General features: G+C 73.1%; 13 protein-coding genes. 5 read left to right on the top strand and 8 right to left on the bottom strand.

What is annotated here, in order from left to right; translation table 11 throughout:
- Window positions 1–192: 192 nt before the first annotated feature.
- From ACIBIW_RS16510 to ACIBIW_RS16490, 5 genes are all read left to right on the top strand, one after another.
- A complete protein-coding gene (locus tag ACIBIW_RS16510) occupies window positions 193–1,098 on the top strand; it encodes a hypothetical protein (protein ID WP_399336535.1) in 906 nt (301 codons plus the stop codon).
- 41 nt (window positions 1,099–1,139) lie between these two features.
- On the top strand, window positions 1,140–2,006 hold the full coding sequence (locus tag ACIBIW_RS16505; RefSeq protein ID WP_399336533.1) for an amidohydrolase family protein: 867 nt from the start codon (window positions 1,140–1,142) through the stop codon (window positions 2,004–2,006).
- 9 nt (window positions 2,007–2,015) lie between these two features.
- Window positions 2,016–3,104, top strand: coding sequence for an ABC transporter substrate-binding protein (locus ACIBIW_RS16500; protein WP_399336531.1), 1,089 nt, complete (start codon window positions 2,016–2,018; stop codon window positions 3,102–3,104).
- Between the two features lie 82 nt (window positions 3,105–3,186).
- Window positions 3,187–4,956 (top strand): ABC transporter permease, encoded by a 1,770-nt coding sequence (locus tag ACIBIW_RS16495; protein WP_399336529.1) that lies wholly within the window; start codon window positions 3,187–3,189, stop codon window positions 4,954–4,956.
- Between the two features lie 12 nt (window positions 4,957–4,968).
- Window positions 4,969–6,117 (top strand): ABC transporter ATP-binding protein, encoded by a 1,149-nt coding sequence (locus ACIBIW_RS16490; RefSeq protein WP_399336527.1) that lies wholly within the window; start codon window positions 4,969–4,971, stop codon window positions 6,115–6,117.
- A gap of 14 nt (window positions 6,118–6,131) precedes the next feature.
- On the opposite strand, the gene ACIBIW_RS16485 is transcribed toward ACIBIW_RS16490, so the two are convergent.
- The 8 genes from ACIBIW_RS16485 to ACIBIW_RS16450 form a co-directional block, all read right to left on the bottom strand.
- Window positions 6,132–6,815: a GntR family transcriptional regulator gene (locus tag ACIBIW_RS16485; RefSeq protein WP_399336525.1), complete on the bottom strand. Its 684-nt coding sequence runs from the start codon at window positions 6,813–6,815 to the stop codon at window positions 6,132–6,134.
- Window positions 6,816–7,026: 211 nt separating this feature from the next.
- Window positions 7,027–7,992 (bottom strand): hypothetical protein, encoded by a 966-nt coding sequence (locus ACIBIW_RS16480; RefSeq protein WP_399336738.1) that lies wholly within the window; start codon window positions 7,990–7,992, stop codon window positions 7,027–7,029.
- Complete coding sequence (gene efeU / locus ACIBIW_RS16475) at window positions 7,892–8,878, bottom strand: iron uptake transporter permease EfeU (RefSeq protein ID WP_399336523.1); 987 nt, start codon at window positions 8,876–8,878, stop codon at window positions 7,892–7,894. Before efeU ends, ACIBIW_RS16480 begins: the two co-directional genes overlap by 101 nt.
- Before the next feature lie 75 nt (window positions 8,879–8,953).
- Window positions 8,954–10,210: an iron uptake transporter deferrochelatase/peroxidase subunit gene (gene efeB / locus ACIBIW_RS16470; RefSeq protein WP_399336521.1), complete on the bottom strand. Its 1,257-nt coding sequence runs from the start codon at window positions 10,208–10,210 to the stop codon at window positions 8,954–8,956.
- A gap of 8 nt (window positions 10,211–10,218) precedes the next feature.
- Window positions 10,219–11,361, bottom strand: a complete 1,143-nt coding sequence (efeO, locus tag ACIBIW_RS16465; RefSeq protein ID WP_399336519.1) for an iron uptake system protein EfeO — start codon at window positions 11,359–11,361, stop codon at window positions 10,219–10,221.
- A gap of 160 nt (window positions 11,362–11,521) precedes the next feature.
- Window positions 11,522–12,472, bottom strand: coding sequence for a heme ABC transporter ATP-binding protein (locus tag ACIBIW_RS16460; RefSeq protein ID WP_399336517.1), 951 nt, complete (start codon window positions 12,470–12,472; stop codon window positions 11,522–11,524).
- Window positions 12,469–13,563: a FecCD family ABC transporter permease gene (locus tag ACIBIW_RS16455; RefSeq protein WP_399336515.1), complete on the bottom strand. Its 1,095-nt coding sequence runs from the start codon at window positions 13,561–13,563 to the stop codon at window positions 12,469–12,471. Before ACIBIW_RS16455 ends, ACIBIW_RS16460 begins: the two co-directional genes overlap by 4 nt.
- Window positions 13,560–14,576, bottom strand: a complete 1,017-nt coding sequence (locus ACIBIW_RS16450) for a hemin ABC transporter substrate-binding protein (RefSeq protein ID WP_399336513.1) — start codon at window positions 14,574–14,576, stop codon at window positions 13,560–13,562. Before ACIBIW_RS16450 ends, ACIBIW_RS16455 begins: the two co-directional genes overlap by 4 nt.
- Window positions 14,577–14,640 lie beyond the last annotated feature (64 nt).

Below are 14,640 nucleotides of genomic sequence, written 5' to 3'. Positions count from 1 at the left end.
GGTGCCTCAGGTCCGGCGCACAGCTCAGATTGTTTGACGATCGGGCCGGAGAAGTCTTGATGGTGTCGAGTCTCCCGCGTACGGTGGCCGAAACTGTCTGACACTTCATGTTAATCCGGCGGTCGCACCGTGCCCCCGGGGCACCGGGACCGGTCCACTCCCCGGACCGGGACGCAACAGAGGAGTCGCTTCATGCCCAGCACCTTGTCCGTCGCGGTGAAGTCCTATCCGCACACGACGTTCCTCACCGATCCCGGCTTCCGCGCCGACGGGCACGCCGTCGAATTGGCCGCGGCCGACCCGATCTACCAGGCGTTCGCCCCGATGGTGCGCGAACTGCGCTACGACGTCAGTGAGATGGCCATCGCCACCTTCCTCCAGGCCCACGAGGCCGGGGTGCCCCTCGCGCTGCTGCCCGTGGTGCTCAGCGGCGACTTCCACCACCACTCCCTCACCCGCTGGCCGGGCTCCGCCGAGATCGCCCCCGCCGACCTGGCGGGCGAGCGGGTCGCCGTGCGCGCGTACAGCCAGACGACCGGGCTGTGGGTACGCGGCATCCTCCAGGAGGAGTTCGGCGTCGCCGCCGAGGACGTCACCTGGGTCACCACCGAGGAGCCGCACGTCGCGAGCTATGTCGAGCCGCCCAACGTCGAGCGCACCTCGGGCAGGGTCCTCGACGTGCTGGAGCGCCGCGACGCCGTCGCCGCCGTCCTCGGCCCGCCCGCCCTCGACGGCGCCCAGGGCCCCCTGGTGCCGATCATCCCGAACTGGCGCGAGGCCGAGGAGAACTGGGGCGCCCGGCACGGCACCGTGCCGATCAACCACATGCTCACCGTCCGCCGTGACCTGCTGGAGTCGGAGCCGAAGGCCGTCGCCGCGCTGTACCGGGCCCTCGGCGCCCGGATCGAGGAGCGCAGGGCGGCCGAGAGCGAGCCGGGCCCCCGGGTGCGCGCCCTGCGGTTCGGCGTGAGCGACGAACTGGTCGCCGGACTCCGGACGGCGATCGACTACGCCCTGCGGCAGAACGTCATCCGCACACCCGTCACCGTGACCGACCTGCTCGCGGACTTCACCCGGCACCTCGGCGACCCAGCCTGACCCCGTCCGCCCGCCGAGCCGTCCGCCCAACAGAGGTGCCCATGTTCCACGTCGACACGCACACCCACATCATCTCGCCCGACACCGACGCCTACCCCCCGGCCCCGCTCGGCGGCCACCGCTCCACCTGGTCCCGGGAGCGGCCCACCGACATGGCGGGACTGCTGCGCCAGGCCGACGCCGCGCACGTCGACCACCTCGTCGTCGTCCAGGCGTCCACCGTCTACGGCTTCGACAACAGCTACGTCGCCGACCAGCTCGCCCGGCACCCCGACCGCCTCACCGGAGTCTGCTCGGTCGACTTCCTCTCCCCTGGCGCGGTCGACGACCTCACCCACTGGATCGACGAGCGCGGCTTCGGCGGGGTCCGCATCCGCGCCGCCGACGGCACCACCGCCGTCCCCACCCCGGGCCGCGGCCTCGACGACGAACGGATGGCGCCGGTCTGGCAGTTCCTCTCCGAGCGCCGGGTGCCCGTCTGTATCCAGATGCACGCCCGGCACGCCCCCGTACTCGCGGGGCTGCTGACCCGCTACCCCGGGCTCACCGCCGTCCTCGACCACGCCGCGAGGCCGCAGCTCGACGCGGGCGCGCCCCGCTACCCCGACGCCGCCTCGCTCAGCGGCACGGGCCGGGTCTTCGTCAAGCTCACCCCGCCCGCCGTGCTGCGCGCCCGGCGCGAGGCGGGGGCCGCGGGACCGCTGCTGCGGGCGCTCGTCGAGGAGTTCGGCGCCGCGCACGTCATGTGGGGCTCGAACTACCCGGCCTCCGAGGGCACGCTCGCCGAGCTGGCCGACCTCGTCAAAGGGGACCTGCCGGCGCTCGACGACGCCGGCCTCGCCATGATCGCGGGCGGCACCGCGGCCCGGCTCTACGGGCTTCCCGACGCCGCCGCGGCCCGGCGCTAGGCGGCCCCCGTGAAACGAGCCCGCCTCCCCGCAGGCCGCGGGCGCCGCGGCCCCCTCCTGACCGCGCTCGCCGCCGTGGTCGCCCTGCTCGCCACCGCCTGCGGCAGCGGCCCTCCCCCCGACCCGGAGGCCACCGACCTGAACGGCCTCTACCAGGAGGCGAAGGACGAGGGCCAGGTCATCTGGTTCGCGCCGAAACCCGAGGCGCAGATGCGCCCCGCCATCGACGCCTTCAAGAAGAAGTACCCCGGCATCAAGGTCAAGTACACGAACAAGAAGGCCCCCGACCTCGTCACCCAGGTCAATGTCGAACAGGCCGCGGACCGGGTGAGCTTCGACGTCTCCAACGCGGGCGGCCTCACCGTGCTGCCGTCGCTCGACATGGCGGCGCCGGTGGACTGGGCCGACTACGGGGTGCCCGGGGACCAGGTCTTCGCCGACGACTTCGTCTACGTCTGGGCCGTGCCGAAGGTCTGGGCGTACAACACCCGCGCCGTCCCCGCGAAAGCCGTGCCCAGGAGCTGGAACGACCTGCTCTCGTCCCGCAGGAAGGGGCAGAAGCTCACCGTCGAGTCCCGCGGCTCGTTCATGACCGTATGGGCGCAGGACCCCTCCCTCGGCACCGCGGCGGGACTCGACTACGCCTCCCGGCTGGCGAAGCAGCAGCCGCACTACACGGACAACACCACCCAGGCGCACACCAACATCGTCTCGGGACAGACCCCGGTGGGCACCGACCTCATCAACCTGGTGCTGGCCGACCAGGCCAAGGGCGCCCCGATCCGGGTCGCGCCGGTCGGGCCCACCAACGCCAACAAGTCGTACCTCTTCGTGCCCAAGGGCTCCCCGCACCCGGCGGCGGGCCGCCTCCTGACGGCCTTCCTCGCGTCCAAGGAGGGCCAGGCCGCCCTGGTCGACACCTACAACTCGATCATCCCCACCGACACCGACTGCACCCGCGCCGCCACCAACCAGGTCATCGGCGCCCTCTGCAAGGCCGGCGTCACCTGGTTCAGCGAAAAGGACGTCGCGCAGTACAAGCGGTTCTCGGCGTTCTTCCCCAAGGTCGAAGACGCCCTCGGCACCGACGTCGACTGACCGCCGCCACCGACGCACCTCCGCCCGCGGCCCGCGCCCGTCGCGGGCGGGGCCCCTCCGCTCACCCTTGGAGACTTCAGCGATGCAGTCTGGCACCCAGCCCTCCGGTCCGCGCCCCGAGCGGCGCGACCGCGTCCGGGGCGGCGCGGCCGGTGCGGGCCCCGAGCGCCGGGACCGCGTCCTGGCCGGCGTCAACATCGCCATCGGCGCCGTCCTCGCCTACCTCGTGCTCTTCCCCCTGGGCATGCTGCTCTACAGCAGCCTCAAGGACAGCGACTACAAGCTGCCCTTCCAGGTCCCCTCGTTCTCGATCGCCAACTTCACCCACATCTTCACCTCCGACCGGCTGCTCGACATCACCGTCAACTCGCTGGTGTTCGTGGTCGGCACCGTGGTCCTCGCGCTCGTCGTCAGCGTCGGCCTCGCCTACCTCTTCGAGCGCACCGACATCCCCGGGCGCCGCGTCCTCGCGCCGAGCACGCTGGCCCCCATGGCCGTGCCCGCCACGGTCATGGCGGTGGCCTGGGTCCTCGCGGCCAACCCCGCCAACGGGCCCCTCGCGCTCGCCGTCGAACGGGCCCTCGGCTACACGGTCGACATCTACTCGCTGCCCGGCATGATCCTGGTGGCCGGCATCTTCGCCGTCCCCGGCATGTACATCATGCTGGCGCCCGCGTTCGCCCGGCTCAACCTGGAGTTCGAGGAGGCCGCGGCCACCTCGGGGGCGGGCTGGTTCACCAGGACGCGCAAGGTGGTCCTGCCGCTCACCGTCCCGGCCATCTCGGCCGCGAGCATGCTGCTCGTCGTCATCGCCCTTGAGGAGTTCGCCATCCCGGCCATGCTCGGGACGCCGGACCAGATCTACGTGTTCAGCAGCTACGTCCAGGCCGCCCTCCAGCCGCCGTCCGGACTGCCCAACTACGGCCGGGCCAGCGCCTACGGGGTGCTGCTCGTCCTGCTGTCCCTCGTGATGATCGCCGTCTACCGGCGCCAGACCCGCGAGGCGCACCGCTTCCGGGTGGTGAGCGGCAAGGGCTACCGCGCCGCCCCCGTACGGCTGGGGCGCTGGCGCGTCCCGGCCGCCGCCCTCGTCACGCTCTACGTGCTCGTCGCGATCGTGGTGCCCATCCTGACCCTGGTCTGGACGAGCCTGACCCCGTTCCTCCAGCCGATCACCCTCGACAACCTCGACGGGCTCAGCCTCGACAGCTACACCACGATCTTCACCGACCCCAGCCTGAGCCGCGCGGTCGTCAACACCCTCGTCATCAGCGTGCTCACGGCGACCCTGACCGCCGTCTTCGGCTCCTGGCTCGCGCTGGCCGCCTCCCGCGGCGGGCGCGCCGGACGGCTGCTGTTCGACCTGTCCTTCCTGGTCTTCGCCATCCCCAGCGTCGTCCTCGGCATGGCGGTGCTCTTCCTCTACCTCTACCTGCCGATCCCCGTCTACGGCACCGTGTGGATCATCGTCATCGCGCTCACCACCCGCTACATCCCGCGTGGCTCCCGCATGATCGAGACCGCGCTGCTGCAACTCGACCCCGGGCTCGAAGAGGTGGCCAGGGTCTCCGGGGCGTCGCAGACCTCGGTACTGCGCCGGGTGGTGTTCCCGCTCATCGGGCCCGCCGTCTCGCGCACCTGGCTGTGGGTGTTCGCGAACGCGCTGGGCGAACTGCCCGTCGCGCTGCTGCTGTCCAGCTCCGACAACCGCACGGTCGTCGTGATGCTCTGGGACATGATCGGGGAGAGCGCCAACTACCCCGAGGCCAGCGCCCTCGCCGTGCTGCTGCTCGCCCTCTCCTCCGTCTCCGTCTGGTGGGTCAACCGGCGTGGCTTCCAACAACACATGTGAGGTGTCGTGACCGTGCAGAACCTGGTTTCCTCCGACTACGCCGTCGAGATCTCCGGCCTGGAGAAGCGGTACACCCCCCGGCGCGGCGGCGAGCCGGGCCGCGGCATCGAGGACGTCGGCTTCACCGTGCCGCGCGGCGACTTCTTCACCCTGCTGGGGCCCAGCGGCTGCGGCAAGACGACCACCCTGCGCTGTCTCGCCGGGCTTGAGACCGCCGACCGCGGCGAGATCTCGATGAACGGCGAGCCGGTCTTCTCCGCCGCGGGCCGCCGCGACGTGTCCCCCGACGCCAGGCCCATCGCGATGGTGCCGCAGTCCTACGGGATCTGGCCGCATATGAGGGTCTTCGACAACGCCGCCTTCCCCCTCCGCTACGGCCGCACCACCTACCCCAAGGACCAGGCGCGGCAGCGGGTGCTCGCCATGCTCGAACAGGTGGGCCTCTCCGAGTACGCCGACCGGTGGGCGGTCCAGCTCAGCGGCGGCCAGCAGCAGCGCCTCGCCCTCGCCAGGGCCTTGCTGTGCGAGCCGGAGGTACTGCTCCTCGACGAGCCGCTCTCCAACCTGGACGCCAAGCTGCGCTCCCAGCTCCGCGCCGAACTGCGCGCCTTCCAGCAGGAGTTCGGCGTCACCACCATCTATGTGACACACGACCAGGGCGAGGCACTGGCCATGTCGGACACGATCGTCGTGATGAACGGCGGCCGTGTCGAGCAGATCGGATCGCCGAACGACATCTACGACTCCCCGGCCTCCCGCTTCGTCGCCGACTTCGTCGGCAGCGCCAACCTGGTCCCCGGGGTGACCGAGCGCGCGGTGGGCCCTGACGACACCGCGGTCGACGCCAAGACCGCGGCGGGCGTGGTGCGCTGCGAGCGCTTCACCACCCCCGGGCGGCGGCCCGCCGCGGGCCAGGAGCTGTCGGTGTGCGTCCGGCCCGAGAACATCCGGGTCACCACGGGGGAGCCGGAGGGCGCGGCGGCCAACCGCTTCACGGCGCGCGTCACCTCCAGCGAGTACCTGGGCGACCGCCAGGAGGTCGTCGTCACCGTCGGGGACATCCCGCTGCGCGCCCACGCCGACGCACACCTGCGCGCCCGCCCGGGCGACGAGGTGAACGTGGTCCTCGACCCCCGGTGGACCATCGCGCTGTGGTCCTGACCGGCCGCGCGCGGTCAGCCGAGCTGGATCTGGAGGGCGTGCCTCGCCGCCGACAGATGGTGCCGCATCGCCGACGCGGCGGCCTCCGGATTGCGGGTGGCGATGGTGGCGAGCACGGCCTCGTGCTCCCTGACGGAGTCGGTGCGCGGGTGCGACCTGTCGACGTTGCGGTACTGCTGCATGACCAGCGGGTAGAGCAGGCTGTCGACGAACCGGGCGAGCGTGGCGTGCCGCGCCGCCTCCCTGACCTGCCCGTGGAACCTGTGGTTGAGCCGCCAGTACTCGTCACGCCCGCCCGGCACCTGGCACTCCCACATCCGCTCGCAGGTCTCCTTCATCGCGGCGATCTCGGCGTCGGTGGCGCGTGTCGCGGCGCTCGCCGCGAGCGCCGCCTCAAGCACCTCGCGGGTCTCCAGGATCTCCAGGGCCTCGGCCACCGAGAACGAGCGGGTGCGCGCGCTGCGGTGCGCCTCCGCGGTGACGTAGCCCTCCTGCGCCAGCCGCGCCAGCACCGAGCGCAGCGTGCCGCGCGAGACGCCGAGCCGGGTGGTCAGCTCCGACTCGGTCAGCCGCGAGTCCGGTTCGTAGTGGCCGGACAGCAGCAGCGCGCGCAGCTCGTTGTACGCGTGCAGCGTCCGGTTGGCACCCGAGTCCGCACCGCCCTCGTTGCCCGCGTCGGTCTCCGCGGCTGCCGCCATGACGTTGTCCTCCAAGGTGCTGTCCCTCCCCGCGACCGGGCCGCGCGACGCGGCACGCCCCGGACACCGGAACCGGCAATGTACAACAACTTTACGTCCTCGCGGCGGAGCAGGGCGGCCCGCCCCGGAGGGAGTCGTACCGGTACGGCGGGGGACCGCCCCGGTTTTGTTGCACAATCGGCCGTCGGCCGGGCGGTTGTCGCGTGGGAGGCTACTCGCCCTTGGCGCCGGTGAGGCCCTCCACCCTGCTCAGGAAACGCACCCCGCCTGAGGCGGACTTCGGGGGGTCGGCGACCACCTGGTTGGACACCCAGTCGAGGGTCACCGACTGCTTGGCGTCGCCGGTCATGAGGGCCCTGACGTCGGAGCTGATCTCCAGGTTCAGGCCCTTGGCGGCGGTCCGCTTCTCGTAGTGGCGGCTGCTGAAGAAGACCAGCGCGCCGCCGTCCGCGGTGCGCAGCCCGACCGGGGCATAGGTGCCGTCGGTCAGCGGCTCGTCGATGAACTGGGTGGACATCCCGGGGCGCGAGGCGTTCTTCTCGCGGGCCTCGCGCCAGCCGGAGGTCTGGGGCCCGTCGGCGAACGCGTCGCCGCCGTGCGCGAGGTAGCCGGTGTACGCGGAGCTGAGCTTCCCCGGCGGGAGCGCCAGGTGCGCGGCGTTCGGCCGCACCGGGGTCGCGAGGCCGTCGCCGTCCTTCACGAACTTCGGCACCTCGGAGGGGAGCACGACGTTCAGGTACGACGCCTTCCAGCGCTCGTCGGGCCCCGAGCGGGTGAAGACCAGCATCCAACTGTTGTCGAGCTTCGGGTCGCCGTCCCTGTCGCGGTTGGAGTCCGCCGTCACCACCCAGAACTTGGGCCAGCCGGCCATCTTCGGGATGGTGAACTCGGGGTCCGTGAGCGCCAGCGGCGAGTGGTTCTCGTTGCCGTGCGGGTGGTTGACCCGCTTGGCCTTGAGACCCGCCTGGTTGATCGCGCCGAAGGGCCCCGTGATGACCGGCGCGTCGAGCGCCGGGTCGTACGCCTTGTCGGCCTTGTTGTACGCGGTCACGAACGAGCTGAGCGCGCGGCCCGCCTCAGCCCTGGTCGCCGACGGGATGACCTCCCGCTCCCCGTGTACCGTCACGCAGCCGCTCGCCGTCACCGCCAGTACCGTCGTCACGGCCGCCGCCACCACCGGCCGCAGCGGGACCGCCGTCCTCGGCCCGCGCGGTGTTCGAAGAGTGCGCATCGGTCGTCCTCACCTTCCCCTTCCCGGGCCCGAACCCTATCGGGGACAGGAACAGGCCGAGGACCGGGACCAGGTACACCAGCCACACCACCGCCTGGACGACGGTCGGGTCGGGCTGGAAGTTGAACACGCCCTTCAGCAGGGTGCCGTACCAACTGTCCGGCGGAATGGCCGACGAGATGTCGAAGGCCAGGTCGGTGAGACCGCCGAGGACGCCCGCCTCCTGGAGGTCGTGGAAGCCGTACGCGAGCACCCCGGCGGCCACGATCACCAGCATGCCGCCCGTCCAGGTGAAGAACCTGGCCAGGTTGATGCGGATCGCGCCCCGGTAGAACAGCCAGCCGAGCACCACCGCGGTCAGCAGCCCCAGCACCACGCCGAGCAGCGGCCCGTGGGTGCCGTCGCTCGACGCCCGCACCGAGGCCCACACGAAGAGTGCCGTCTCCAGGCCCTCCCGGCCCACCGCGAGGAACGCCGTGAGCACCAGCGCCGCCGTGCCCATCTGGAGGGCCGCGTCCAGCCTGCCGTGCAGCTCGGCCCGCAGATGCCGGGCGGTGCGGCGCATCCAGAACACCATCCAGGTGACCAGGCCCACCGCCACGATCGACAGGGAGCCGCCCAGGCCCTCCTGCGCCTCGAACGTCATCTCCTGCGACCCGTACGTCAGCACACAGCCGAAGCCGAGCGCGAGCAGCACGGCGGCGGCGATACCGAGCCAGATCGGGCGCAGCGCCTCGCGCCGCCCGGTCTTCACCAGGTAGGCCACGAGGATGCAGACGACGAGGCTGGCCTCAAGGCCCTCGCGCAGCCCGATCAGATAGTTGGCGAACATGTCGCGTCCGTTTCCCCCGGCGCTGTCGCCGGGCCGTGTCGGTTGCCTGGGGCCTGGGCCCGGCGGGCGGCGGGGTCAGCCGTCGAACAGGGCGCGGGCCCACCAGTCGTGCGCGTCCCGCACGCCCGGCGGCACCGCGAAGACCGCGGAGCCCACGTGCTGGATGTACTCGCCCAGCGCGTCGTGCCGGGCGAGGTTGCGCTGCACCCGGGTGAAGCCGGTACGCACGTCGCGCTGGTAGGCGAGGAAGAACAGGCCCGCGTCGAGCCGCCCGAGGCCGTCGGTGCCGTCGGTGAAGGAGTAGCCGCGGCGCAGGATGACGGTTCCGTGGTTGGAGTCGGGGTGGGCGAGGCGCACGTGCGCGGTCGGCTTCATCGCCGCGAGGAGCGGCGCGTCGTGCTCCTTGGCGCGGGCCGCGGGGGCGCCCTCGCCCTTGTCGCGCCCGAAGACGTCCTCCTGCTCCTGGAGCGGGGCGCGGTCCCAGGTCTCGATGTTCATCCTGATGCGCCGCGCCACCAGGTAGGAGCCGCCGGTCATCCAGCCGGGCCCGTCGCCCTCGGCCACCCATACGTGCTTGTCGAGGCGGGCGGTGTCGGTGCCCGCGATGTTGCGGGTGCCGTCCTTGAAGCCCATCAGGTTGCGCGGGGTCTGGGCGTCGGGCGTGGTCGAGGAGGTCTTCCCGAAGCCGAGCTGGGACCAGCGGATCGCGACGGTGCCGAAGCCGATCCTGGCGAGGTTGCGGATGGCGTGCACGGCGACCTGGGGGTCGTCCGCGCACGCCTGCACGCACAGGTCGCCGCCGCTCCTCGCCGGGTCGAGGTCGTCGCCGGGGAATCCGGGCAGGTCGGCGAGGGCCGCGGGCCGCCTGCCCGCGAGCCCGAAGCGGCCGAGGAGGGACGGGCCGACGCCGAGGGTCAGGGTCAGCCGGGACGGCTTCAGGCCCAGCGCCTCCCCGGTGTCGTCGGGCGGTGCCTCGGCGACGCCCCCGTAGGCGCCGGCGCCGACCGTGTGCCCCGCGGTCAGCCGCGCCGCCGCCTTCGTCCACTCCTTGAGCAGCGCCACAAGGGCCGCCCTGTCCTCGGTGGTGACGTCGAACGCGGCGAAGTGCAGCCGGTCCTGGACCGGGGTGGCGATGCCGGCCTGGTGGGCGCCGTGGAAGGGCACCGCGGCGCCGCCGTCCCCGGCCGCCGCGTCGGTGCCGGTGGCGAGCGCGACCCCGCCGCCCGCCGCGGCCGCGCCCAGCGCGAGCCCCGCGCCGCCCCAGCCGAGCAGGGCGCGCCGGGAGTGCGCGGCGGGCCCGCGCGCACCCTCCTGCCGTGTGTCGTCCGCCATGCCGCGCCCTAGGAGCCGACGACCGCGGCGGCCAGCTTGGACAGCGGCTCGGCGAGCGCGTTCACCGCGTCCGAGAGGTCCTTGCGGTCGGCCTTGGACACCTTGTCGTACCGAGTGAACTCGTAGGAGTCGGCGCCGCCTCCGGTGCGGTAGCCGTCGAGGAGCTTGTTCAGGGTGGCGAAGCGGCCGTCCAACTCCTTGGTGAGCGCGGCGTCGTGCCCGGAGGCGACCGGCCGCAGCAGCTCGTACGCCTTCTGGGCGCCCTCCACGTTGGCCTTGAAGTCCACCAGGTCGGTGTGCGAGTAGCGGTCCTCCTCGCCGGTGACCTTGCCGGTGGCGACCTCGTCGAGGAGTTCCTTGGCGCCGTTGGCCATGGAGGTGGGGGTGATCTGGGCCTGGCCGACCCTGAGCCGCCAGTCCGTCAGGTCCTTGACGAGCTGGTCGGCGAGGCCCTTCTCGGTGGGGCCGATCTTCTTGTCCTGCCAGAGGGCCTTCTCCAGGCGGTGCCAGCCCGTCCACTTCTGGCCGTCCTCCAGGCCGTCGGCCCTGGTGTCCACCTTGGGGTCGATGTCGCCGAAGGACTCGGCGACCGGCTCCGTGCGCTCCCAGCCGATGCGGGAGGTGGCGTACGCCTTCTCGGCCGCCGCGATGTCGCCCGCCTTGACCGCCTTGGTGAACTCCTCCACCCGGGGCAGGGTGTTGTCGGCCTGGTCCTGGGCGTAGCCGCGGTAGGCGGCGACGGCCTTGTCCGCCTTCGGGTCGCGCTTCGCGCCGGAGCCGCCGGTGACGGTGAGCTTCTGGCGTACCCCGCGGCCCTTCATGCCGGGGCGGCAGGCGATCTCGTACGTGCCCGCCTTGATCTCGGCGGTGAGCGTGTACTTGGTGCCGGGGCCGATGTTCTCCTTCTCCGAGGCGATCCGGTCGTCGGGGAAGAGGATCTCCACCTCGGTGGCGCGCGAGCCCTTGTTCTCTATCGCCAGGGTGACCTTCCCCGCCTCCGTCTTCTTCGCCGAGGTGTCGCACGTGGTGTCGGCGGCGGTGACGGAGATGGCGTCGCTGTCGGCGGCGCTGCTCTTCTCGGTGCACCCGGCGGCGCCGAGCGCCACCGCGGCAGCGGCGGCGGTGGCAACGGAGAGTCTGACGGCACGCATACGGGCTCCAGGCGTTCGGCTAGATGAGGCTTACCTAAGTTAACTGAGGCTTGCCTCAGTTAACCCACTGTGTCAGGTGATTCAGGTCTCAACCACCGCCGGTGGGCACAGCCAGGTCACGGTTGTCTCAAGTGAGGGCCCGCCAGAGGTCAAGAGCCGGTCAGGCGGGGGCTGATGGGAAACCCCCGACGTCTTTTGCCGGGTCTGCCGGGCCTGCTGTGTCCGCTGCGTGCGCCGTGTGCGCCGCGTCCCGCTCCCGTACCGGGACCACCAGCGGCTGCCCGGTGCGCGGGTGCGGGAAGACCTCGACCGGCTGCCGGTAGACGGTCGAGAGCAGGTCCGCGGCGAGCACGTCGCCCGGCGGGCCCTCGGCGACGATACGGCCGCCGTGCAGCACCGCCACCCGGTCCGCGCACGCCGCGGCCAGGCCCAGGTCGTGCAGGACGGCCACCACCGCGTCCCCCGCCCAGGCCCGCTCCCGGCAGACCCGCAGCACCATCTCCTGGTGCCGCAGGTCGAGCGCGGCGGTCGGCTCGTCGAGCAGCAGCAGCCCGGTGTCCTGCGCCAGCGTCCGCGCGAGCGCCGTCCTGGCCCGCTCCCCGCCGCTCAACTCGCCGAACGGGCGCCCCGCGAGCGCGGCCGTCTCCGTGGTGGCGAGCGCGGCGGCCACCGCGCGATCGTCGTCGTCCACGCGTCCGGTCCCCGACCACGGCGCCCGGCCCATCCGCACCACCTCCTCGACCGTGAAGGGGAACGACACGGACGCCGACTGCGGCAGCACGGCGCGCAGGCGCGCGAGTTCGGCGGCCGGCACCCCGTGCGCCGCCCTGCCGCGCACCAGCGCCGTGCCCGCGGCCGGGGCCAGGTCCCCGGCCAGGGCGGCAAGGAGGGTCGACTTCCCGGCGCCGTTGGGCCCCACGAGCGCCAGCACCTCCCCGGCCCGCACCGCGAGCGTGACGTCTGCCAGCACCGTGCGCCCGCCCAGCGCCACCGCGAGCCCGCGCGCCTCCGCCAGCGTCTCGCCCGGGGCGTGCGGCGCGGGCAGCGCCCCGCGCCGCACCCCGAACAGCGCCCGTACGCCCGCCGCCCCAGGACCTCCCCTGCGGCTCACCGCAGCGTCCTGCGCAGCAGCCAGAAGAAGAACGGGCTGCCGAGCAGCGCCGTCAGCACCCCGAGCGGCAGCTCGGCGGGCGCCGCCACGGTGCGCGCCGCGAGGTCGGCGGCGGTGAGCACCAGCGCCCCGCCGAGCGCGCTGCCCGGCACCAGGAAGCGGTGCCCAGGCCCGGCCGCGAGCCGCAGCGCGTGCGGCACGACGAGGCCGACGAAGGAGATGATCCCGGAGACCGCCACCGCGGCCGCCGTCAGCAGCGCGATCACCAGCACCAGCGCGAGGCGCAGCCGCTCCACGTCCACCCCGAGGTGGCGCGCCGACCGCTCGCCGAGCGCCAGCAGGTCGAGCCGCCGCGCGAACAGCGGTGCCACCGTGAGCCCCAGCGCGGCGGGCACCAGCACCGCGAGCACCTTCGGCCAGGTCGCCTGCGCCAGCGAGCCCAACTGCCAGAAGGTGATCTGGGAGAGCTGCGCGTTGTCCGCGAGGAACACGCACAGACCGGTCAGCGCCCCCGCGAAGGCGTTCACCGCGATCCCGGTGAGGATCAGCGTCACCACCTCGGTACGGCCCCCCGAGCGGGAGAGCCCGTACACCACCAGCACGGTGACGAGGCCCGCGGCGAACGCGGACGCGGGCAGCGTCCAGGTGCCGAGGAAGCCGACGCCGAGCGCGATGGAGGCGACCGCGCCCACCGCGGCGCCCGCGGAGACCCCGATCACCCCGGGCTCGGCCAGCGGATTGCCGAACACCCCCTGCATCAGCGCCCCCGCGCACCCCAGCGAGCCGCCCACCAGCAGCGCGAGCACCACCCGCGGCAGCCGCACGTTCCACAGCACGCTCTCCCCGACCCGGTCGAGCGGCGCCCCGCCGAGCCCGGCCCTGTGCAGCAGCGAGCCCAGCACGTCGCCGAGCGGGATGTGGTACGCGCCGGTCCCGGCGGACACCAGCGCGATCAGCACCAGCGCGCAGCCGAGTCCCACCGTGAGCGCGCCCGCGGGCACCCGGCGGCGGCCGGCGCCCGGCGTGCCGGGCGGCGGCGGTGACTCCTCGGGCGGCGCCACCTCCACCTCGCGGTGCGCGGCGGCGGTCACGTGGCGTCGCCCGCGTACAACTGCCCCACCAGGGACTTCAGTACGGCGTCGGTGCGCGGCCCGTAGCTGAGCAGGGCGCCGTCCTCGATGGAGACGATCCTGCGGTCGAGGCCCGCGGGGGTCTCGGCGACGCCGGGGACCTTCAGCAGCCCGTCGACGCCGCCGACCGACTCCAGGCCCTTGGTCATGACCAGGATCGCGTCGGGCGCGGCCTTCGCCAGCGCCTCGCTGGTGATCGCGGTGAAGTCCTTGCGCAGTCCCGACGCCTTGCCCGCGTCGATCCCGCCCGCGGCCTCGATCAGCGAACTCGCGCCGGACTCCGCGCCGCCGAGCAGGTATACGGACGCGGTGCCGCGGACGTAGAGGAACGCCACCCTGGGCCGGTCGGCCGCGGGGTGGTGGGGGATCGTGGCGCGCACCGCGTCCAGCCGGTCGCGGGTGCGCTCGTCGAGCCGTTCGCCCGCGTCGGGCACGCCGAGCGCCCGCGCCACCGCGTCGATCCGCGGGCTGACGTCGGACAGGCCCTGCGGCGGGTCGTACACGATCAGCGGCACGCCCGCCTCCCTGATCTGGGCGACGGCCTCGGCGGGCCCCGTGGTGGTGTCCGCGAGCACCACCGTGGGGTGCAGCGCGAGCACGCCTTCCGCCGAGACGTCGTGCGCGCGCGTCACCAGCGGCAGCTTCGCGGCCTGCTGGAAGGTGGTGCTGACGTCCCGCGCCACCACGTGCGAGCCGAGGCCCAGGGTGAACACGATCTCGCTGAGGCTGCCGGTGAGCGGCACGATGCGGCTCGCGTCGCGCACGGTGACCTTGCGGCCGTCCGCCGAGCGCACGGTCGCGGGCAGTTCGGGCTCGGGGGCGGGGGAGAGGGGCTCCACCCGGTTCTGTGCCGCCGCGGCCGCGGCCTCGGTGGACGGGCCCGCCCCGCCGCCGTCGGACGAGGACCCGCAGCCCGCGACGGCCAGGGCGAGGACGGCGGCGAGGACGCCGAGGAGACGTGGGATGCGCGACAACGGGGCCGTCCTGTCATGGAGTCGGGCGGGTGGCACGAGGAGTACGGCGGGGTGCGGCGGGGCG

This window comes from Streptomyces sp. NPDC050560, from assembly GCF_044457285.1.
GTDB lineage: Bacteria > Actinomycetota > Actinomycetes > Streptomycetales > Streptomycetaceae > Streptomyces.
This window is presented reverse-complemented; position numbering and strand designations above follow the sequence as displayed.